Source organism: Prochlorococcus marinus XMU1408 (assembly GCF_003208055.1).
Lineage (GTDB): Bacteria > Cyanobacteriota > Cyanobacteriia > PCC-6307 > Cyanobiaceae > Prochlorococcus_B > Prochlorococcus_B marinus_A.
On the sequence record NZ_QJUE01000001.1, the window covers coordinates 124,376 to 146,345 of the forward strand.

Here is a 21,970-nt window from a genome sequence, read left to right on the forward strand (position 1 = left end):
CATTTTTGAAAAATGCGGATGGCGAGACTTGAACTCGCAAGGCCGAAGCCACATGTTCCTTAGACATGCGCGTATACCAATTCCGCCACATCCGCAAATTTACTTAGTTAAACACTAAGTAATCATGATCATAATGCTTAACCTATTAAGCTTCTACCTATTTGGTTTCAGTCTTGGGCACTAATACTGATACGATCCGCCTGAGGACCTGATAATTTTGAATGCCCATAGGCAAACTGCTGATAGCTAATCGTGGCGAAATAGCTTTAAGAATTCTCCGAAGCTGTCGAGAGATGGGGATTGCTACGGTTGCTGTTTACAGCACTGTTGATAAAAATGCTCTACATGTTCAATTAGCTGATGAAGCTGTTTGTGTTGGAGATTCGCCGAGTAGTAAAAGTTATTTAAATATTCCGAATATATTAGCTGCAGCAACTTCACGAGGAGTTGATGCTATTCACCCTGGATATGGTTTTTTAGCCGAGAATGATCGATTTGCAGAGATTTGTGGAGATCACGGCCTAATTTTTGTTGGTCCTTCTCCTCATGCAATTCGTTCAATGGGTGATAAGTCGACCGCTAAATCGACTATGCAAAAGGTTGGAGTTCCTACAGTTCCTGGAAGTGAGGGTTTGCTAGAAAGTGTCTCAGATGCATCCAAGCTTGCTTCGGAAATGGGTTATCCGGTAATGATTAAAGCAACGGCAGGAGGAGGTGGAAGAGGTATGCGCTTGGTTGGCCATGCTAATGAATTAGAGAACCTTTTTAAAGCTGCTCAAGGAGAAGCAGAAGCTGCATTTGGTAATCCAGGCCTATATATGGAGAAATTTATTGATCGCCCAAGGCATGTAGAGGTTCAGATTCTTGCTGATCGATTTGGAAATGTTGTTCACCTTGGAGAGAGAGATTGCTCAATTCAAAGGCGACATCAGAAATTATTAGAGGAATCACCAAGTCCAGCTTTAGATGACCATTTAAGAATAAGGATGGGAGAGGCAGCAGTTGCAGCAGCAAAAAGCATCAATTACGAAGGGGCTGGAACAGTTGAGTTTCTATTTGATAGGCAAGGTAATTTTTATTTTATGGAGATGAATACTCGAATACAAGTTGAACATCCTGTGACTGAGTTAGTTACAGGAATGGATCTTATATCTGAGCAATTACGTATCGCTGGAGGAGAAAAATTACAATTCAGCCAGGAAGAGATTAAGCTTGAAGGACATGCTATTGAATGTAGAATTAACGCAGAAGATCCTAATCATAATTTTAGACCTTCTCCAGGAAAAATTACTGGTTGGTTACCTCCTGGTGGACCAGGGGTAAGGGTAGATAGCCATGTTTATACAGGTTACGATATACCTCCTTTTTATGATTCTTTAATAGGAAAACTAATTGTTTGGGGAAGGGATCGAGAAGCAGCACTAAAACGAATGGAAAGAGCCTTAAACGAATGCGCTGTCACAGGAATTACTACTACTATTGATTTTCATTTACAGTTATTGAAAAGAAAAGAATTTATAAATGGAGATGTTCATACAAAGTTTGTTGAACAAGAAATGTTGTAGATCATTAGTTTTTAAGTTCGCAACATGATTTGAGTTAACAAACCTTGTTGACTAAAAAATAATTCGCGAAAAAGACTTAAGAGCCCTACCCAAATTATTGGAGTTACATCTACTCCTCCAATTGGCGCAACAATTTTTCGTGTTGCCACTAGAACAGGTTCTGTTGGTATAAAAATAATTGGCCATAAGCCAGTTCTTAAATCGATTTTTGGATACCAAGTCAAAATAATTCTTAGAAGGAATACAAGGATAAGAGCGCCAATAAAAAAACTAAATAAAAAATGTAGTGTTGGCAGGCTTTTAATTAATAGAGGCATCACAAAGCTCAAAGGATTATTGAATAGATGGTATAAATCATCTCTGATTTCGTAAGATTATATTGGTGTCGCATTGGAATTAGCTGAAATGGCTTTTCATTTATTAAATTTGTTTCTTACTGCTGGAGTTTCTGGTGAAGCTGCCACAAATTCCGCTGTTGGAATGATAGGAAGTTTTCTTGCCGCTGGAGCTTTAATAGTCGCACCTGCTGCGGCTGCATTGATTTGGGTTAGTCAAAAAGATGCATTGCGATAGGGGGCGCTAGTAATTACCTAAATTTGTCATAGACTGATTGAATACAGGTTGGATTACAACCTAAAAATCTTTATTTCAGAGGGCAAATTTGGTCAATGCCAGTCTAAATTGGGCAAGCATTGTAGGCATAGTTCTTGCTGTTTGCGGGGCTGGCTTATATTTTCTTAGGTCTTTCAAACCAGCGCTGGCAAGAGATTACGATGTATTCTTTGCCGCTATTGGATTGCTATGTGGCGGAATTCTCTTTTTTCAGGGATGGCGTTTAGATCCAATTCTTCAGTTTGGACAGTTTTTACTTGCGGGAACAACTGTGTTTTTTGCTTATGAAAGTGTTCGACTAAGAGGTATTGCAACAGATCAAGCACGCAGATCTTCATATTTTGACGAAGAGCCTGAGTTACCAAGATCTTCGCGAGGAGGCCTATCAGATTCAGGGCTTGATAGGGCTTATGATCGATTCGATGAATCTCAACCTATCAATAGGCGTTTTTCAGGTAGAGATGACTATGAGGAAGAATATTCAGATGATGAAAATTATCGAAGAAGACCATCAAGAGCTGCAATCCCAGAGCAGGCTGTAAGTAGAAGGCCTAGAAATATAAGCTCTTCAGGTATAAATACACGAGGATCTGAAAGAGAAAGAGAAAGAGAAAGAGATGGAGATAGAAATAGAAGAATGGAAAGATTTAATAACTCAAAATTTTCTTCTGATAGAACCTCAAACTTTGGCGACAGGAGAACTAGTCGTCAAGAAACTAGAAGAGGGAGCCGTCCTTTAGCAAGTGGACAAACATCAAGTCGTAGAAGAAATGAGTCTTCTAACCCTTCTCAAGTATCATCTTCAAGATTAAATAATGAAAATCTAAATAGATCTTCCTCAGGGCCTACTAGTAGACCCTCTAAAAATAAAAATAATATTGAAGATGCAGCCTTCTCCAGTTCCGAAAAAGGAGTTAGTAGGGCTAATAGAAGGCCTTCAAAAGACTCCGTTCCTAATAATGCTAATAAAAGACCATCTGGAAGTTCTTATTCACCCTCATCTCGTAAGGCTAGACCTAGAGACAATAGTTCAAGGTTTGATGATTGATCTAATTTTCATCATTTAGTAATTAGTCCAGCCCATTCCAAAAAGGATATCTTGCTCAGAGCTTCTATAAGTAAAACTGAGACAAGACCAATCATTGCAAATCTTCCATTTATCCTCTCTGCATATCCACTCCAACCAAACTCAGGAATGTCATTTGTGGTTGCAGTTGTACTAGGAATTTTAATTTCTGAATCAGTATTTGCTTGTTCTTTTAACTGATCATCAAGGTTTTTGTCAGTATTTGAGTTCATAAAAATAAGTTAGTTTTCATTAAACGTGTAACTTGAAGCGGGCAACAATCGCCAGCCTTTGTTTTCTGTAATTTCCAGCACAGTTTCATGATAGTTCTTAAGTGTTGGCCTGTGACCAACGCTAATGCAAGCCATCTCACGTTGGTTAAGAAGTTCATAAAGATGTTTTTCTGTATTTACATCTAATGCGCTTGTTGCTTCATCTAAAACAACATATTTAGGTGAATTTAGCAAAAGTCTTGCGAAAGCTAACCTTTGTTGCTCTCCAAGAGATAATAGTCTTTGCCAATCTTGTTTGATATCTAGATCAGGATATCTTTGGATAATTTGAGGTAACTTAACTTCTTCTAAAACGGCCTTTAAATGATCATCACTGAATCTATTTTTATCTAATGGATAACAAAGCTGTTCTCTCAAAGAGCCAAGAGTCATATATGGCTTTTGTGGGATAAAAAGTAAATCACCATTTGAGGGTGTTTCTATCTCACCAGATTGTATTGCCCATAGGCCACTGATAGCCCTAAGTAGAGAAGTTTTCCCGCAACCAGAAGGTCCTACCACGAGAAGACTTTGACCAGTTTCAACACTTAGATTTAAATCATTAATTAGGAAATTATCTTTTCCCGGAGTTTTAATACTGACATTTTTAAGAATAATTGAATCTCTAGTCTTAATTTCTACGTTAAAATCATCATATTGATTATCTTTTACATCATTCATATTGGATTGAAAACCTTCAAGTCTGCCTATGGATGCGGAAAATCTTGCTAATTTTTCAATTTTATAGATTATGAAAAATAAAGATCCTTCAAGAAGACTATAATTCAATCTTGCTTGTGCAAATTCCCCATAGTCCATTTGGCCACTAAGAATTGGAGCAGCAAGAATTATAAATGGGATAAAAACACTCCCATATATTCCTGAACGTTGTAAAACCCTAAGAAATGCTTCCCAAATTATTAGTAAGTTGAAATTTTCTACAACAGAATTTAATCTTCTAAAAACTTCATTTTCTTCTTGATTTTCACCAGAATAGAAAGCGATAGATTCTGCATTATTTCTTACATGAACTAGCCCATATCTAAAGTCAGCTTCAAATCTTAGTTGATCATAATTTATTGTAAAAAGCTTTTTACTAGCAAATATAAGTAATGCTGAAACAATTGATGCATATAAAATTAGAGCTATAGTTAATTCTTTGCTGATACTCAATAAAATAAAAATATTTAAGGAAAATACCAAAAGAGAATCAAAAACATTGATTGATAAATCAATTATTTGTTCAGTAAAATCTCTAGCATCTTCTGTAATCCTTTGATCAGGATTATCGATATTTGTTTCGGATTCTTCATTTGGATTTAAAATATAATATGTACGATCTTCTAAGTAATCATTTATGAGATTCTTTGATAGCCATTCTCTCCATAAAAGCTGAAGTTTAGCTGTAAAATAAAATTGAAAACTTCTTATAGGCAATGCTGCAAAAAAACAAATTCCTAAAATCCATAAATTCTTATAACTTGTATTTTCATCTTTTTGTATTAAACCATTAGTGATATCTCTTACAAGAAAACTAATCCCAGCATTAATACCATTAACAGATACCAGCATTAAAATTATTAGACCTAGGAATAACCACGGTATCCATCTTCTTTGTCTCAATTGACCTCTTATTGTGATAAATGAAAAAAGACCTAAGGCAAATAAGCTCGAAATGATTATTCCCGAAGGACCATCCCAAATGACCTTTAAGGAATTTTGAACTCCTCCTAAAAACTGGTTTGTTATCTCTGGAGCTAAATTGGTTAACAGGCTCATTAAACCTGTAAGTAAAAATAGAACTGTTCCGCCAACACAAAATAATAAAGCTATTAACAAATAGAGAAATAGCCAGCCATTGTTCTTTGTATAAGGTAGAAAATATGGCTGAGTAAGCTTTCTTAATTTAATAAGTTGGCTTACTAATCCTTTTTGAGCTTTAGAAATCGATGAGGTCATTTAATTGGATTATTTCAAAATCAATAAAACTTGATTAGCAATAAGGCTAGCGTATTTTTTAGAGTTAAATTTGACACTGTTTGAGAGGAAAACTCATCAAAGTGATTTATTTATATATCTTAGCTAAAACCCAAATATGTTTTTATTACCAAAGGTATTGGAAGTGAAAAAATAAGCTGCATATTAAATGAATGAACTGCAGGAATAGTTTGATCTAATATCCAAATAACTAAAAAAGGGGCATTCAGAATTATTTGCCATTGCCATTTATAAGTTAAAATTGACCATATTTTTTTTAAAATAGATTGCTGCTTATCACTAAGATTTGACCAAAAATCTTGTAAATCTGTACTTACTTTATTAATAATGCCGTTTTTATCTGCAGCTGTTTGAGAATCCATTGAACTTAACTAATTACCTATCTTATAGCGCAAAACTGGGGTGAGATGAGTCAGACACTAAGCCAGTAAGGCAATCGTGCTGATTGATTAGGAATCAATAATAAAAAGTAAATAATCAACCTGGAGGCCAATTTAATTTTCTTCCTCCGATTATGTGAATATGTAGGTGAAATACCGTTTGACCAGCTTCTTCTCCTGTATTGATAACAGTTCTCCAACTTTCAAGACCAGCAGCATTCGCAATTTTTGTTCCTTTAAGTAGTAAGTGACCAAGTAATTCTTGATCTTCTTCTGTTATTTGTTGCAGACTTTGGATAGGTTTTCTGGGAATTAATAAAATATGGGTAGGTGCTTGGGGAGTTATGTCTTTAAAAGCTAAGCATTTTTCATCGCTAAAAACCTCATCACAAGGTAATTCACCACTAATAATTTTATCGAAAATTGTTGTCATTTAATTTGGAGAGAGATAAAGAATTGAATAGGGTTTGATTTTTGTAGTTTTAATTAAAAAGAATTTTTAATTTGTTGCTTTTATGACATCGCTTTGATTGAAATTATTTTCATTTAATTGTTTTTTGAGTTCATTTTCATCAGTGACTCTATCAACAAAGCAGACACCATTTAGGTGATCTATTTCGTGCTGAATACATCGTGCCATTAGACCATCAGCATTCATTTTTTTGGGTCTCCCCATTTCATCTCGATAACTTAATTTGATTGATGAGGGCCTTAAAACATTTAAATATACTCCAGGAATACTTAGACAGCCTTCTTCATAAGTATCTATGGTTGCACTAGATGAAATTATTTCAGGATTTATAAAAACATTTGGAGGAGCATTGGGATCTTCAAAGTTTAAATCAATAACCAAAAGCCTTTTATGTATGCCTACTTGCGGCGCAGCTAAACCAATTCCTTTGGCTGAATACATAGTTATAAGCATATCTTTAACTAACTTTCGAATTGAGTCATCAACTTTGACGATACGATTCGCAGGGGTTCTTAAAGCTTCGTTGCCAAGCTGAAATACCTTCAAAGGGGGGTTTGTGACAGGTTCTTTAGAAACTGATATTGAAGGCTTCTTTTTTTCTGCATTTTTTGCAAGTTGAGCAAAACTGCCAGCCAAAGGAGTCTCAAAACAACAACTTTTATACTGTACTTTGTTTTAAGTTAAGTGAGTGAATTAATCATTGACTCTCAACATCAAGGATGAATCAAAAAATGACAATCTTGGATGCTGAAAAAGTTTATGGCGAAGCTCCAATAGTTAAAGAGCCTCGGATAATAGGAGATTGGGTTTTATGGTTAGAACAAAGACCAAACGAAAAGGGAAGAACTACTGCTTTAATTAGACCTTGGAGAGAAAAAGATTCATTACCTCAAGAGTTAACACCTTATCCGATAGATTTAAGGACAAAAATTCATGGTTATGGTGGAGCCCCATTAACGGTTGCTTTAAATGATTCAGTTCTGATATTAACTTGGATTGATAATTACGATAATTGCTTGTGGATGAGAACTTGGCTTTGCGAAAAATACGATGAGAAATCTTCTTCTTCTTTTAAATTAATACCAAAAATAGAATCAATTTGTCTTTCGAAAAAGGACACATCTTTTCTAGCAGGTGGTGTAATTGACTTAGAAAAAAATATTTGGATTGGATTGCTGGAAGAGAAAGGAGAAGATTATATAGTTTCTTTTTCTCTAGAAAAAACTTATCAAAATCCAAAAAAACTATATTCTTCTAAAGGTTTTTTAGGTTATCTTGCACTGAATTCGAAAGATCGAAAATTGGCATGGATTGAATGGCAAAAAACTTCAATGCCCTGGGATTCAAATGAATTAAAACTAGCTAGATTACAAGAAGATGGGAATTTTATAAAAATAATAACTATTAATAGTGAATATTTGAAATTTAAGGGACAAATATCATTTTTTAATCCTGTGTGGTCGGATAAAGGTGAACTCTACGTAGCTGAAGACACCACGGGATGGTGGAATATCACGCAAATTAAAACTGACACAAATAATACAGCTATTACTATTAATCAAAAAAAATGGACTATTCGAGCTGAAATCGCTTTTCCTCAATGGGTTCTCGGTATGTCGAGTTTTTCATGTGCGGGGGATGATGTTGTTGTCTCTTTTGCTCAGGAAGGAATTTGGACTTTAGCTTTATTTCAAAAAAATAGTTCAATAGTAATTATTGATCAGCCTTTTAATGAGTTTTCAGGACTTCATTCACATCAGAATCGACTAGTTGCAATTGCAAGTAGTCCATTAATTGGTGAAGGGATTTTTGAAATAGATTTATTGGATTACAGCTGGGATCATACTCCTGCCTCTTCATTGAGCTTGGATCCAAAGCAAATAAGTATTGGTGAATCTTTTTGGTTTAGCGGAGCGAATGAAGAAGATGTCCATGCTTGGTATTATCCACCTCTTAATAGCCCAACAAAACCACCTCCATTATTGGTTAAAAGTCATAGCGGACCAACAGGTATGGCTAATTGTGGACTGGATCTGGAGGTGCAATTTTGGACTTCTAGGGGTTGGGCGGTTGTCGATGTTAATTATGGAGGCTCTTCAGGTTTTGGTAGGGAATATAGAGATCGCTTAAAAGGGAATTGGGGTGTCATTGACGTCTTTGATTGTACTAAGGCTGCTCAGGTTTTAATTACTTCTGGAAAGGCAAATAAGGATTGCATAGCAATTATCGGGAGCAGTGCATCGGGATTTACAGCTTTAGGTTGCTTGTCATCCACTAATATTTTCAAAATAGCAGCATGTAAATATCCCGTAACTGATCTTTTAAGTATGGCTAATTCGACACATAGATTTGAAGAATTTTATTTGGATTACTTAATAGGTCATATCGAATCTGATTATGAAAAATATATTAAAAGATCTCCTTGTCAAAATGTTAATAATATCAATGTTCCATTAATATTATTTCATGGATTAAAAGATAAAATTATATCATTTGATCAATCTATTTTAATCAAAGAAGAATTATCAAAAAAAGAAATTCCTGTTGAAATTAATTTATTTAAGAAGGAAGGTCATGGATTTAAAGATGGCAGAATCAAGGTTCAAGTCTTGAAAAAAACTGAAGCTTTTTTTAGAAATAATCTTAATATTTAAGAATTCTTTTTTAAAAAAGAAATTATTGATTGTAATTCTTCAGTTAAGTAGTCAATTTCTGATGTAGTAGAAATAAAACTTAAGCTAGCTCTCGCTGTGCTCTTTATCCCATAGAAGCGATGAAGTGGTTGACAGCAATGATGACCGCTCCTTATACAAATATTACTATTGTCGAGTAATTCAGCAATATCATTAGAGTGAATTTCTTTGAAATAAAATGTGGCTAATGGCCCTCTCTCAGGCTGATTTAATGGACTAGGACCAAGAATTTTTACATCATCAATTTGTTCTAATTTTTCAAAAAGATATCTAGTTAATTCTTTCTCGTAATTATGAATTTCATTTAGTCCTATTGATTGTAAATAATTAAGGGCTTTTCCCATACCTATAGCTTCTCCTATTGCGGGTGTACCTGCTTCAAATTTGTGAGGTAAGTCTGCCCATGTACTTTCATTCTTGAAAACTTCATTAATCATTTCTCCTCCACCTAGGAAAGGTGGTATTTTCTCTAATATTTCTTCTCTGCCCCATAAAAAACCTATACCGGTTGGACCACAAAGTTTATGGGAAGATCCAGCAAGAAAATCAACACCAAGTTTTTTAATATCTACAGGCTTGTGAGCAAGACTTTGGCAAGCATCTAAAAGCACTAAGCTCCCTTTTTGATGCGCAAGATGAGATATCTCTTCAATAGGATTGCAGCAACCTAGAGTATTACTTACATGTACAAGGCTTACTAGTTTAGTTTTATTACTCAATTTCTTTTTAAAATCATCAATATCTAATTCCCCATTCTCATCAATATTGATATAAATGAGCTTGCACTTTTTTTGTTTGGATATTATTTGCCAAGGAACTATATTGCTGTGATGCTCCATTAAACTGATTAATATTTCATCGTTTTCCTGAAGTTCATAATTACCCCATGAATAAGCCACAAGGTTGATAGCTTCTGTTGCATTTCTAGTGAAAATAATTTCTTTTGCATTATTACTGTTAATAAACCTTGCTGTTAACTTTCTAGCATTTTCAAACTCTTCAGTAGCAATTGCACTAAGTTGATGAGCACCCCTGTGAACATTAGCATTTTGATAGCTATAATATTTTTTTAAAGTATCTATTACTTCTTGTGGCTTTTGGCTAGTAGCAGCATGATCAAGATATATTAAATTCTTACGATCTCCATTTATTAGTGGGAAATCTTTTCTACTTTTTTCAGCAATATGATCTATTAAATGTTTCACTTTTTTATTAACTTTTCAAAAAAATTCCATTTTTTAGCACTTTTAGGAAAGTGGGAAATAATTTCATCATAATATCCTTTTAATAATAAAGAATTAGCATGTTCATTATCAATCCCTCTACTAAGTAAATAAAATAATTCTTCATCTTGAAGTTGACTTACAGTTGCTCCATGAGTGCACCTAACATCATCAGCAACTATTTCAAGCTCTGGTTTTGTATCAATTTTTGCGCGTTTAGAAAGTAGTAAATTTCTACTTAGCTGAGCAGCTTCTGTTTTTTGCGCTTTTTGAGGAACTTCTATCGAACCATTGAAGATGCAGTGGGAATTTTCAGAAGCGACAGCTTTTTGTAATTGATCAAGTCTTCCGTTTGGGCCGTCAAATCTAATTAGTGAGTGTGTAGCTATTTGCTCTTTTGATTTAGTTACTTGTAGTCCTTTAATGATTGTTGAAGCTTCACCTTCTCGTTGAATTATTCTTGGTTCGAATCGGGCGTAATCCCAACCATGGTATAAAGAATGGAGAGAATATATACTTTTTTCTGATTGTTCTACTGCTAAAGTGCAAATTGAGCAGGATTCTTTTCCTTCACCCATAGAAATCAACCCATGGGTTAACTCTACGTTAGATTCAATTTTTATTTCGGTTAAATGATTTTGTGCGGAGTTATTATTACCTAAGAAAACTTGTAAGAGATCTAATTTTGCACCTCTCTCTAAAAGTAAAAATACTCTAGTAGAGATAGATTTTTCTTCAATAGATGGTACTACTAGTTCTAACGATCCATTAAAATGATTTTTAACTTTTAAAGCTAAAATATTTGAGCTTGATGCTTGATTAAGAGATACTGAAATATCATTTTTTATATTATTGGATTTAACTATTTTTCCTACATTCTTTTCAATTTCTATATCTGTAAGTGTTTCAATACCATTAGGCAAATTAATATCATTAACTTTATTTTCAATAGAATTAATTACAATTCTTTCTCTATCTTTTTCCTTATCGGGCAAGATGGATTGATCTTTTGATGAGATATCTTTGTGATTATTAATGAGTGGTAAGGATAAAAAACTATTTAATCTCTTGAAGTTGGATAAACGCCATGCTTCATCCTTGTTAGACGGCATACCTTTTTCTAAAAGTTTTCCTCGACCTATGGTTTGTTCTTTTTTTAAATAACCTTGAGTAGGCGGAAGAGAATTAAGCCATTCTCGGCAAATAGCCGATGATTTCATTTTGCCATCTCCCTATTCTTGATATTTTTATCAATGAAGTCATATCCAGACTTTTCAAGATCAATTGCAAGCTCTTTATTGCCAGTTTTTATTATTTTTCCTTCAGCCATAATGTGTACAAAGTCAGGAGTAATTTCATTCAAGAGTCTTTGATAATGCGTGATTAAAATTGTTGCCGAATTTGGTCGCGATAGTCTATTGATCCCAGACGCAACAATTCTTAGAGCATCAATATCAAGCCCTGAGTCAGTTTCATCCAGTATTGATATTGATGGCTCCAGAAGTGCCATTTGCAGAATCTCGTTACGTTTTTTTTCTCCTCCAGAAAAACCTTCATTTACGCTTCTTTCTAGAAAGGCTGGATCCATTTCTACTATTTTCAATCTTTCTTTAACTAGATCTTCGAATTCAAAAGTATCTAATTCACTTTTAAGTAATTCTTTTCTTCTAGAATTAGTGGCAACCCTTAAGAACTCTAAATTACTAACTCCAGGAATTTCTACCGGATATTGAAAACCAAGAAAAATCCCAATTCTTGCTCTTTCTTCAGGAGCTAACTCTAGAATATTCATTCCTTTAAACTGGATGGAGCCTGATAGAACTTTGTAAGATGGATGGCCAGCTATAACTTTTGAAAGTGTACTTTTTCCACTTCCATTGCGACCCATTATTGCGTGAATTTCCCCTTCTTTTACTAATAGATTTACACCATTAAGAATATGTTGATCCTCAACACTGGCATGAAGATCTTCAATAGATAATATTGTTTCTGAAGTTGATAAAATCACTAAATTAGAGGGAAAGTTGTAGTGGGGGAAAGGTATGGTTTGTGTTGTTTTTATCCAACTGAACCCTCCAATTTTAAAGCTAGAAGTTTATCTGCTTCAGATGCAAACTCCATAGGTAATTCATTAAAAACATCACTGCAAAATCCACTAATTAACATTGAAACAGATTCTTCAAAGTCAATTCCTCTGCTTTGCAAGTAAAAAAGTTGATCCTCTGAAATCCTACAAGTACTAGCTTCATGTTCAATATTTGATTGAGGTTGTTGAGATTGAATATATGGATATGTATTCGCACTGGCTTTGTCACCGATCAACATTGAGTCACATTGACTGTAATTTCTTGATCCTTCAGCAGTTGGACTTATGGAGACAAGACCACGATAGCTATTTTTAGATTTTCCAGCACTAATACCTTTACTGACGATTTTTGATTTTGTATTCTTGCCTATGTGGATCATTTTTGTCCCAGTATCTGCTTTTTGAAAATTATTAGTTAGTGCAATTGAATAAAACTCACCAATTGAATTATCTCCTTGAAGTACACAACTTGGATATTTCCAAGTAATCGCAGATCCTGTTTCGACTTGAGACCAACTAATTTTGCTTCTTTTCCCTCTACATTCTCCTCTTTTGGTCACGAAGTTATATATTCCGCCGACGCCTTCTTCATTACCTGCATACCAATTTTGAACTGTTGAATATTTAATAGATGCATGATCAAGTGCCACAAGTTCAACGACAGCTGCATGTAGAGTGTTTGTATCAAACATCGGCGCTGTACAACCCTCTAAATAACTGACTGATGATGATTCTTCTGCAATAATTAAAGTTCGTTCAAATTGGCCGGTGTCACCAGAGTTTATTCGAAAATAAGATGATAATTCCATTGGGCATTCAACACCTTTAGGTATATATACAAATGAGCCATCACTAAAAACAGCTGAGTTCAGAGCTGCAAAAAAATTATCATTTATGGGAACAACTGTTCCCATAAATTTTTCAATTAAGCCTGGATATTCACTAATTGCCTCAGTTATAGAACAGAATATTACTCCATGCTCAGCGAGTTTTTCTTTATAGGTAGTTGCTATAGAAACACTGTCAAAAACCGCATCTACAGCTACATTTGTCAGCCTTTTTTGCTCACTTAGTGGTATGCCAAGCTTATCAAAAGTTTCTAGTAATTTAGGATCAACTTCATCTAAACTTTTCTTTTTTATATCTTGTTTAGGGGCTGCATAATAAACTAAATCTTGATAATCAACTTTGGAATAAGTTAAACCAGACCAATCAGGCTCCTTCATCTTTAACCATTGTTCATAGGCTCTTAAACGAAATTTCAATAAAAATTCAGGTTCATTCTTTTTTGCAGAAATCAACCTGATAACATCTTCATTTAATCCTTTTGGTATCTTCTCTGTTTCTATTTCAGTTATAAAACCATATTTATAAGGTTGGGAAACAATTTCTTCGACAGTATTAGTTTTGGTCATTTTATTTTGATTAAATCAAGTCGTAGGAGTGATTTTTATTTATGAAAAGTTTGGCTTTTAAGATCCAGATAAATTCCAATTATGACATTAGGTGATCATCATACGATCAGAGTGTTTGGATAGTTGGATCTCAGACTTCATTCTAAGTCAAATCAAAGGGTAAAACTCAGTGTTACGAAAGTAGTTTTAATCTTTTATTACCTTAAACCACGAAGCTTAGAAACGTTTAAGCTGGTAATTGTGCTTGAAGAAAATTTTTAAGATATTTTCATTATTTCAGTAATTAAAAAAGTATTCAAATAACTGCCTAGATCCATACTATAACTGATTCATTAATATTCTTATAATGTTTTCAGGTCAAAGAAATCAATGTCAAATGTTTTAAAAGATAAATATTCTTTTAAACTTTACTGGTAAGAGATGCTCCCACTCAAAGATGATGGAATCAACTTTTGTAGATAATTCTGATAATGGACCTTTAAGTAAAGAGGCTGTTAATTTGATTGCTTCTACAAGCCTTTCGGTTAGTGAAAAGCATCATCTCAGGATGCTGGCTCATTGCTTGCAATGTTTTAAATCAATGAGAATTGAAAATGAGGAAGGTTTGATACCTGGTAAGGAGTCTTGGCTGGAATGGTGTTTGAAAAACCCGAAAATGTTTAATGATGATGAGTTTGTGCAAGTTTTATTTGAGCAATTTTCTGGAGCAGCTGTCCAATTGGAAAGGCTTGCAAATCGCTTAAAGGTTGCTCCATTGGATTTGACATTGAACAATTTAATTGATGCGTATGAGGAATCAGATTGCTCTAAGCCATAGACGAAAAACATTGATCTGAAGAAGATGATCCCAAAGAAAAAAGTCTTGAAATTTGGATCTATTTTTTTTAATTGGCTTTGAATTAATTGGTTTGTTGGAAATCTTTTGATAGGAGATGAACTCTTATATTTTAGTTATTGCAATGGTTTTTATCTTTAGATACCATTTTTCGTTCTCGTCTTGGAGTCAGTAGATGCTGACCACATCAACGAGATGCGCACATTTCATCACATACTTATCGCACTGATCCCAAACAAAAAATGGAGGTTTATGGGCGTGACTATTGATCAAGAATCCCTGTCACGTTTAACACTTCGTCAGCTTCGTCTTAAAGCGAGTAAATTAGGTATTCCTCTTTACAGTAGAAAATCAAAGGCTGAACTGGTTAAAGGAGTTTTTCTTTACGAAGAAAAAAAGGAACTAGAAAAGCAATTGTTAAACGTTAAAGGTGAATCATCAAACGAAATTTCATATTCAAATTCTTCGCAAACTAAAGTTGTTTTTCTCCCTCGTGATCCAGAGTGGGCATATGTATTTTGGGAGATATCAGATGAAGATCGTTCGAATGCTCAAAATGTTGGCGCTAATAGGCTTTGTTTACGTTTAGCTGATGTTACTCATAAAGATGATGGAGAAGCTAATCCAGGAACTCTTCAAGAAGTCGTTGTTGATAGTCACAGTACTGAGTGGTACTTACCTATCCCACTAGGTGGTAGAGACTACAAGGTTGAACTTGGCTATAGAATTGGTCATAAATGGATGTCACTTGCATTTTCATCCTCAGCCAAAGTCCCTTCACTACATCCAAGTGATCAAATTCTTGATCAATTTGTTCCATTTAGTTTGGAAGCCCCAGTTACCACCTCTGAGCCTCAAACGGATAGCTTTACTTCAGATAAGCCAGATAGTGGTTTGCATGAACGTTTATATCAATCAGCAACTACAAAATTTAAGACTAGACGTGTAGGTTCAGAAGAATTTCAAGAGGGAGCTCCAATAGACCAAAGCTTAAATAATCAATCTGGAAGTGGAATTTGGGCTAGTGGATTGAATGAATCAGGGATAGGAGGGGCTCCTAAACCACGTTCGTTTTGGTTAGTTGCTGATGCTGAATTAATTGTGTATGGGGCAACTGATCCCTCAGCTAAATTATTTATCGAAAATGAAGAAGTTCCTTTGGCCAATGATGGAACTTTTAGATTGCAAGTTCCATTTAGAGATGGTATTCAAAACTATTCAATTCAAGCGATTGATAAAGATGGCGTAGATTCAAGAAACATAACAATGAAATTTGAACGAGTTACTCCTGTTGATAATACTAATCCAAATTTAAAAGCAGAATCAGAATGGTTTTGAATCTTTTATCACTTAATTGATGATTCGCTTCATTGTTGCTTTTACTCCTTTAGTAGGGGCCTTAGCTTTCCCTTTATTAATTCCTACTACGATTCAGCGTCTAGGATTGGGTCCTGGTGTTCTAAGTGCGTTGGTTTTAAGTACTCTTTGGTTTATAGCTATGCTTCGTACTTCGGAAATGCCACACTGAATTTATTAGTGTTGTCATTTTGATGCTCGTTTCATTTTTTAAGATCATTCACTAAGCTTTTACCAAAGTGTATTCAACAGAATTTAGCCAACTTACAGTTAAGTTAGACCAACCTTTTATTGATCAGAAGCCGGGTACCTCTGGATTAAGAAAAAGTACCGTGAAGTTCGAAGAGCCTCATTATCTTGAGAGTTTTATTGAATCAATACTGAGTTCACTGCCTGGGGTTCATGGAGGTGTTTTGGTTGTAGGTGGTGATGGTAGATATGGTAATAAAAGAGCGATTGATGTCATTCTTCGAATGGCAGCTGCACACGGAATTCAAAAAGTTATCACAACTGTAGATGGGATTTTGTCGACTCCTGCTGCTTCTAATTTAATTCGAATTAATAAAGCAATCGGTGGTATTATTTTATCTGCCAGTCATAATCCAGGTGGACTTCAAGGTGATTTCGGCGTAAAGCTAAATGGTTCGAATGGGGGTCCGGCTCCTGAGTCTTTAACTGATGAAATTTATAATTACTCTAGGAATCTTAAGGAATATAAGATTATAAAATGTCAATCTAATATTCCTTATTCAGCTGGAAAGTATGAATTGGCTTCAATGATTGTTGAGATCGTCGATGGAATTGAAGATTACTTAGATTTAATGCAAAAAATATTTGATTTTGATTTAATTGGTTCATACATCAATAATGACTTTCCGATTGTATTTGATGCATTAAATGCTGTGACAGGTCCTTATGCAAAACGTCTTTTTATTGATCATTTAGGAGCCCCCACTGAAACAGTGAGGAATGGCATACCTTTGGAAGATTTTGGAGGTCTTCACCCTGATCCAAATTTGACTTATGCAAAAGATCTTGCTGATTTACTTTTAAAAGGAAATTTATTTTCTTTTGGAGCAGCATGTGATGGAGATGGAGATAGAAATATGATTTTAGGACGTGGTTGTTTTGTCAATCCTAGTGATAGCCTTGCAATTTTAGCTGCCAATTATGATTGTGTGCCAGGTTATTCCAATGGTTTATCTGGTGTTGCTCGTTCTATGCCTACGAGTTCAGCGGTAGATGTCGTAGCAAAACATTTAGGGATCAATTGCTTTGAAACCCCTACTGGGTGGAAATTTTTTGGTAATCTTTTGGATGCAAATAAAATTACTCTTTGTGGTGAGGAGAGCTTTGGAACTGGAAGTGATCATGTAAGAGAGAAAGATGGACTATGGGCTGTTCTTTTTTGGTTGCAGATACTTGCTACAAAGAAAAAGTCTGTTTCGGAGATAATGAAAAATCATTGGCTATTTTATGGTCGTCATTATTACTCTCGTCATGATTATGAATCTATTCCTTCTGAAGTAGCAAATTCTCTTTATGTAAGATTAAGTAATTTGCTTCCCACTTTGAAAAATCAATCTTTTGCAGGAAGCAAAATTCAAAATGCTGATGACTTTAGCTATACAGATCCTGTTGATGGTTCTAATACTCTTAATCAGGGCTTGAGAATTTTATTAGATGATGGAAGTCGCGCTTTAGTAAGACTTTCTGGAACGGGTACGAAGGGGGCTACTTTAAGAGTCTACTTTGAAAGATTCGTCAAGAGTAATGGTGATATTCATCAAAATCCTCAGTTAGCATTGGATCCTTTGATTAAAGGTATTGATTCTTTAGCTGAGATTTCCAAACGTACAGGTATGTCAATCCCGTCAGTTATTACATAGATCTAAAATTTACTAATTGGAAATCATCAAAACAACTTTATTAGTTGTTGTTTGCTTTTAAACTTAAAAATATCTTGGTTAGTTTATTTTGGCTAACGATCTGTTTGCTTTTAATGGTGAACAGCTAACTCATAAAAATGCTCCTTTAGCTGATCGCTTACGGCCTCAAACACTTGAAGATTTTGTTGGTCAAGATCATATTTTGGCTGAAGGACGTTTGTTGAGACGATCAATTGTTGCAGATCAAGTAGGCAACTTATTGCTTTATGGTCCACCAGGAGTAGGTAAGACTACTTTGGCTAGAATTATCGCATACAACACACTTTCTCACTTCAGTGTGGTAAACGCCGCTTTGGCGGGGATCAAGGATTTGAGGTCTGAGATTGATTCCGCAAGAGATAGGTTAAATAAATTCAGTAAACGTTCGATTTTATTTATTGATGAGGTCCATAGATTTAATACTGCTCAACAAGATGCATTATTACCTTGGGTTGAAAATGGAACTTTGACTTTGATTGGTGCAACTACGGAAAATCCTTACTTTGAAGTGAATAAAGCTTTGGTAAGTAGATCTAGATTATTTCGTTTACATAGTCTGAATTCAAATGCATTGCACAAATTACTTCAAAAAGCATTGAAGAATAAAGAAAGAGGTTATGGGTTGAAAGTTATCAATATGTCTAGTGAAGCTGAAGATCATTTAGTTGATGTATCTAATGGAGATGCTCGTGTTTTGCTCAATGCGCTAGAACTCGCTGTTGAAAGCACTGCTGCAAAAACGGATGGTTCAATAAATATTGACCTCAAAATTGCAGAGGATTCGATTCAAGAACGCGCGATCTTATATGACAAAGAGGGCGATGCTCATTTTGATACTATTAGCGCTTTTATTAAGTCAATACGCGGTTCTGATCCCGATGCTGCTTTGTTTTGGCTTGCACGAATGTTGGAAGCTGGTGAAAATCCTAGATTTATATTTAGGCGTATGCTTATTGCCGCGGGGGAAGATATTGGCCTGGCTGATCCCAATGCAATTGTTATCGTTGAATCATGCGCAGCGGCTTTTGATCGAATAGGTTTACCAGAGGGGATTTTTCCTCTTGCCCAAGCAACTTTATATCTGGCGTCAACGGAGAAAAGTAATAGTTTGATGGGGGTTTTTAAGGCAGTACAGAAAATTAGAGATTCTCAACAACAAAATGTTCCAATTCATCTCAAAGATTCAAATCGCGACAAAGAAGCTTTTGGAGATGGCATTGGCTACCGCTATCCTCATTCATTTTCAAGAAATTGGGTTCCACAACAATATTTACCTGATAGTTTGCTAAACGAGATTTTTTGGGAGCCAACTAAAAATGGATGGGAGGGAGAGAGACGCTCTCTTTTGAACGAAAGAAGATCTGAACAGTTAGCCTCAATAGTTGAGGTTGAGCAACAAAATCCTTTAACTATTTCATCTCGAGGAATTGATCAGGATTTGGAAAAATGGTTATTTCGTCAGGAATTGAAAGAGGAAGAAAGATTGAAAAACTTGATGACTAAATTATGGTCGGACATTAATTGGAAAAAAAATCATAGGGTTTTAGTCTTAACACCTAGCTCTTTGCTCTGGTCTTTAAAGCCTTTAAGAGAGACATTGGAAGGAGGTGTTGTTCTAGCTGCTACAGAAGATAATTATCCTAGGTTGCTGGAGGAATTAGAAGTTTTGGATCCCATGAGCCGACCTATTTTAATTGATTCAAAAGTTGAATCAATTAAAGAATTAGACGTTAATCTTAAATTTGAGGTGATAGGGGGAAGACTCCCTTGGAAAGCTTTTTCAGAAAAAAATTTTTCTAAATTGTGGCCAATTATTACTGAAAAAAGTGTAGTAAATGCAGAATTAAGTTTGATTATAACTAATCCATGTTCTGGCCCTGCATTTTCATTAAAGGAAAGCCTAGAAGTTGATAGCAATAATGAGAATACTGATTTTTCACTATTGAATACTTTAATTACTAAAGAAGAAAAGTGGTTAAATAATCAAGAAAGAAAAAATAAATTTATGCTACAACTTGAAACATTAGGTTGGAATATTATATGTGAAGAATGGACTGAATTTATAACTTTAAAAGTTGATACATTAATTATTAGAAGATGGCTTGATCCAGGAAGTGATTACCGAGCAATCATTCTAAAAAATTGTCAAGAAGACTCATTAATTTACTTGAAAAATTTATTTCACAAACTTGAAGGAAAGATTATTAGACAGAAGCTTTTGCATACAAAAATTTCTGCTAAAAATAATAATTAATGAATGCAAAGTATTGGATTATTTATTTTTAAATCTGTGTTTAATGCAATTGTAAAAATCCATTTTTTGTAGCTTTGGTTGTAAACTTTTAGATGATGTCCAAGTTTTTTATGAGAAACAAATGATGAGTTATTTGTCCAAATCCATTGACTTATATTGGTAGATATTTTTGCACTTTGCCATTTAATCGCTGCTTCTTTTACTACCCATCTTCGCAGTACTTGTTCATTTGTTTCGCTGGGATTTAAGTTTTCTAATTCGTAGTTTTCAGATTTCGTGAAAAACCGTCTTGATAGTTTTTGGGCTTTAATTTTTCTATCCCTTCTTTCTAGATCTACTCCAATTTTACCTGCAGACCAACCTATTAATAAAGCATCAGAACAGTGACTTATGCTGATATGCCCCCACCCTTCAGCTAATAAAGGAGGCTTTCCTGGATCAGCTTTTAGAGGTATTTCAAGAGGATCTAATCCTGAAATTTCTGACATGACATTCCTAACGCAGCCCCTTGAGAAGTGATAAATCCATCCTCTGTTAGTCGTTAACTGGTTCACCCATTTTTTTTCATCGCTGCTTATTGGTAAAAGTTCTGATGGCATCAAAAAAAGCCAGAGACCTAGTACGCTTTTATTGTTTATTTGAGTTGCAATCATGACTCTTTGTATAGGTGATTCTGCACCAGACTTCACTATCCCAAATCAAGATGGTGTTGATACAAGTCTCTCATCTTTCAAAGGGACTAGAGTCGTAATCTATTTTTACCCCAAAGATAATACTCCTGGTTGTACTAAGGAAGCTTGTAGCTTTAGAGATTCTTGGGATATTTTCAAATCCAACAATATTCAAGTTTTGGGGATTAGTAAGGATCCATCAAAGTCACATGTCAAATTTATTGATAAATATAAATTACCTTTTACACTTCTCACCGATAGAGAGCCTTGTCCTGTCGCGACTTTATATGAAAGTTATGGGTTGAAGAAATTTATGGGCAGAGAGTATTATGGCATGATGAGACATACATTTGTGATAGATAAAGATGGAAAAATTGAATTAATATACTTAAAAGTAAAATCAGATAAGATGGCTGATCAGATTATAATCGATCTTAAATTGAATTAAATTTTTGGCGTAAATCTATCATTCCATCAAGTACAAGATTTGGAGAGTAATTTATTTGAATATTTTTATTTTTAATTTCATTTAAGATCAATGGCGCATCACCTCCACAAAGCCAAATTGGAGATTTACTTTCTTCATAAACTTGTAAGACTATTCCTAACAAAGAATTTATTGCTCCTCTAATCATCGAATTTTTAGTATCATATTGAAATGTATTTTTTGGAATTTTTTTGATTATTGGAGTCTCTAAATTCAAGGCACCATTTCCCATCGATGCTAATTGAAGCCTTAATCCAGGAATTAGTTGTCCTCCAACAAATTCACCTTTTTTTGTTATTTTTGTGACGCTTAAGATTGTACCTGCATCCATAACAATTAAGTCTTGGTCTTTGGAGTTTGAAGATGATTGCTTATTAAAAGCACTCCATGAAGCAAGAGCTCTATCAATGCCTAAATTAGATGGAAGATTAATTAGTGGAACAACATTTAAATTTATTTTTTTTGAAGAACATAATTTGATATTTTCTGGGATTGGGCCAACTGATGCCCAAGAGAATTGAGAATAATCTTTATTGTCAAATTCGACTGGATTGGGTGAGGTATGAAAATATTTCCAATGTTCTTTAATCTTGCTTGCCCAATGCCACCTTGTATTTCCAATCATTAAGTAATTTTCTTCTGAGTTCACGAGTTCAA

22 protein-coding genes and 1 tRNA gene are annotated in these 21,970 nt (G+C 34.6%); 10 read left to right on the forward strand and 13 right to left on the reverse strand.

What is annotated here, in order from left to right:
* Positions 1–13: 13 nt before the first annotated feature.
* Positions 14–95, reverse strand: a tRNA-Leu gene (locus DNJ73_RS00605).
* A 126-nt stretch (positions 96–221) separates the two neighbouring features.
* Here DNJ73_RS00605 and accC point away from each other — a divergent pair.
* Positions 222–1,565: an acetyl-CoA carboxylase biotin carboxylase subunit gene (accC, locus tag DNJ73_RS00610; RefSeq protein WP_158465793.1), complete on the forward strand. Its 1,344-nt coding sequence runs from the start codon at positions 222–224 to the stop codon at positions 1,563–1,565.
* An 11-nt stretch (positions 1,566–1,576) separates the two neighbouring features.
* Here accC and DNJ73_RS00615 read toward each other — a convergent pair whose 3' ends face one another.
* On the reverse strand, positions 1,577–1,882 hold the full coding sequence (locus DNJ73_RS00615) for a YggT family protein (RefSeq protein WP_158465794.1): 306 nt from the start codon (positions 1,880–1,882) through the stop codon (positions 1,577–1,579).
* A gap of 88 nt (positions 1,883–1,970) precedes the next feature.
* Between DNJ73_RS00615 and psbX the strand changes: the two genes are divergently transcribed.
* Together psbX and DNJ73_RS00625 are read left to right on the forward strand one after the other, a co-directional pair.
* On the forward strand, positions 1,971–2,138 hold the full coding sequence (gene psbX / locus DNJ73_RS00620; protein WP_158465795.1) for a photosystem II reaction center protein PsbX: 168 nt from the start codon (positions 1,971–1,973) through the stop codon (positions 2,136–2,138).
* 88 nt (positions 2,139–2,226) lie between these two features.
* Positions 2,227–3,225 carry a Ycf66 family protein gene (locus DNJ73_RS00625; RefSeq protein ID WP_158465796.1) on the forward strand — a complete coding sequence of 333 codons (999 nt, stop codon included), beginning with the start codon at positions 2,227–2,229 and terminating at the stop codon, positions 3,223–3,225.
* Positions 3,226–3,236: 11 nt separating this feature from the next.
* On the opposite strand, the gene DNJ73_RS00630 is transcribed toward DNJ73_RS00625, so the two are convergent.
* From DNJ73_RS00630 to def, 5 genes are all read right to left on the reverse strand, one after another.
* On the reverse strand, positions 3,237–3,476 hold the full coding sequence (locus tag DNJ73_RS00630) for a chlorophyll a/b-binding protein (protein ID WP_158465797.1): 240 nt from the start codon (positions 3,474–3,476) through the stop codon (positions 3,237–3,239).
* A gap of 9 nt (positions 3,477–3,485) precedes the next feature.
* The gene (locus tag DNJ73_RS00635; protein WP_158465798.1) at positions 3,486–5,474 is read right to left on the reverse strand and encodes an ABC transporter ATP-binding protein/permease; all 1,989 of its coding nucleotides are present in this window, start codon (positions 5,472–5,474) and stop codon (positions 3,486–3,488) included.
* Positions 5,475–5,593: 119 nt separating this feature from the next.
* On the reverse strand, positions 5,594–5,875 hold the full coding sequence (locus DNJ73_RS00640) for a hypothetical protein (protein ID WP_158465799.1): 282 nt from the start codon (positions 5,873–5,875) through the stop codon (positions 5,594–5,596).
* A gap of 115 nt (positions 5,876–5,990) precedes the next feature.
* Positions 5,991–6,326, reverse strand: a complete 336-nt coding sequence (locus tag DNJ73_RS00645; protein ID WP_158465800.1) for a histidine triad nucleotide-binding protein — start codon at positions 6,324–6,326, stop codon at positions 5,991–5,993.
* Between the two features lie 66 nt (positions 6,327–6,392).
* On the reverse strand, positions 6,393–7,001 hold the full coding sequence (gene def, locus DNJ73_RS00650) for a peptide deformylase (protein ID WP_158465801.1): 609 nt from the start codon (positions 6,999–7,001) through the stop codon (positions 6,393–6,395).
* 95 nt (positions 7,002–7,096) lie between these two features.
* Between def and DNJ73_RS00655 the strand changes: the two genes are divergently transcribed.
* Complete coding sequence (locus tag DNJ73_RS00655) at positions 7,097–9,019, forward strand: alpha/beta hydrolase family protein (RefSeq protein WP_257473266.1); 1,923 nt, start codon at positions 7,097–7,099, stop codon at positions 9,017–9,019.
* Here DNJ73_RS00655 and DNJ73_RS00660 read toward each other — a convergent pair.
* From DNJ73_RS00660 to sufB, 4 genes are read right to left on the reverse strand one after another with little or no spacing between them, the layout of a single operon-like run.
* Positions 9,016–10,263 (reverse strand): aminotransferase class V-fold PLP-dependent enzyme, encoded by a 1,248-nt coding sequence (locus tag DNJ73_RS00660; protein ID WP_158465803.1) that lies wholly within the window; start codon positions 10,261–10,263, stop codon positions 9,016–9,018. The two genes, DNJ73_RS00655 and DNJ73_RS00660, sit on opposite strands and share 4 nt — an antisense overlap.
* Entirely contained in the window at positions 10,260–11,501 is a 1,242-nt protein-coding gene (locus DNJ73_RS00665; RefSeq protein WP_158465804.1) for a SufD family Fe-S cluster assembly protein, read from the reverse strand. The genes DNJ73_RS00660 and DNJ73_RS00665 overlap by 4 nt, the downstream gene beginning before the upstream one ends.
* Positions 11,498–12,289, reverse strand: a complete 792-nt coding sequence (gene sufC / locus DNJ73_RS00670) for a Fe-S cluster assembly ATPase SufC (protein ID WP_158465805.1) — start codon at positions 12,287–12,289, stop codon at positions 11,498–11,500. Before sufC ends, DNJ73_RS00665 begins: the two co-directional genes overlap by 4 nt.
* Before the next feature lie 50 nt (positions 12,290–12,339).
* Positions 12,340–13,782, reverse strand: coding sequence for a Fe-S cluster assembly protein SufB (gene sufB, locus DNJ73_RS00675; protein ID WP_158465806.1), 1,443 nt, complete (start codon positions 13,780–13,782; stop codon positions 12,340–12,342).
* Between the two features lie 436 nt (positions 13,783–14,218).
* Between sufB and DNJ73_RS00680 the strand changes: the two genes are divergently transcribed.
* From DNJ73_RS00680 to DNJ73_RS00695, 5 genes are all read left to right on the forward strand, one after another.
* A complete protein-coding gene (locus tag DNJ73_RS00680) occupies positions 14,219–14,599 on the forward strand; it encodes a hypothetical protein (RefSeq protein ID WP_158465807.1) in 381 nt (126 codons plus the stop codon).
* A 276-nt stretch (positions 14,600–14,875) separates the two neighbouring features.
* Positions 14,876–15,955 carry a DUF4912 domain-containing protein gene (locus DNJ73_RS00685; protein ID WP_158465953.1) on the forward strand — a complete coding sequence of 360 codons (1,080 nt, stop codon included), beginning with the start codon at positions 14,876–14,878 and terminating at the stop codon, positions 15,953–15,955.
* Positions 15,956–15,974: 19 nt separating this feature from the next.
* The gene (locus tag DNJ73_RS09680) at positions 15,975–16,145 is read left to right on the forward strand and encodes a hypothetical protein (RefSeq protein WP_187152517.1); all 171 of its coding nucleotides are present in this window, start codon (positions 15,975–15,977) and stop codon (positions 16,143–16,145) included.
* Positions 16,146–16,212: 67 nt separating this feature from the next.
* Positions 16,213–17,862 carry an alpha-D-glucose phosphate-specific phosphoglucomutase gene (locus tag DNJ73_RS00690; RefSeq protein ID WP_158465808.1) on the forward strand — a complete coding sequence of 550 codons (1,650 nt, stop codon included), beginning with the start codon at positions 16,213–16,215 and terminating at the stop codon, positions 17,860–17,862.
* A gap of 88 nt (positions 17,863–17,950) precedes the next feature.
* Complete coding sequence (locus DNJ73_RS00695; RefSeq protein WP_158465809.1) at positions 17,951–20,155, forward strand: AAA family ATPase; 2,205 nt, start codon at positions 17,951–17,953, stop codon at positions 20,153–20,155.
* Here DNJ73_RS00695 and DNJ73_RS00700 read toward each other — a convergent pair.
* Positions 20,152–20,808 (reverse strand): 4'-phosphopantetheinyl transferase family protein, encoded by a 657-nt coding sequence (locus DNJ73_RS00700; RefSeq protein WP_261792579.1) that lies wholly within the window; start codon positions 20,806–20,808, stop codon positions 20,152–20,154. The genes DNJ73_RS00695 and DNJ73_RS00700 overlap by 4 nt on opposite strands.
* Here DNJ73_RS00700 and bcp point away from each other — a divergent pair.
* The gene (bcp, locus tag DNJ73_RS00705) at positions 20,807–21,274 is read left to right on the forward strand and encodes a thioredoxin-dependent thiol peroxidase (protein ID WP_158465810.1); all 468 of its coding nucleotides are present in this window, start codon (positions 20,807–20,809) and stop codon (positions 21,272–21,274) included. The two genes, DNJ73_RS00700 and bcp, sit on opposite strands and share 2 nt — an antisense overlap.
* Here the strand turns inward: bcp and DNJ73_RS00710 are convergent.
* Positions 21,261–21,962 carry a type III pantothenate kinase gene (locus tag DNJ73_RS00710; RefSeq protein WP_158465811.1) on the reverse strand — a complete coding sequence of 234 codons (702 nt, stop codon included), beginning with the start codon at positions 21,960–21,962 and terminating at the stop codon, positions 21,261–21,263. The two genes, bcp and DNJ73_RS00710, sit on opposite strands and share 14 nt — an antisense overlap.
* Positions 21,963–21,970 lie beyond the last annotated feature (8 nt).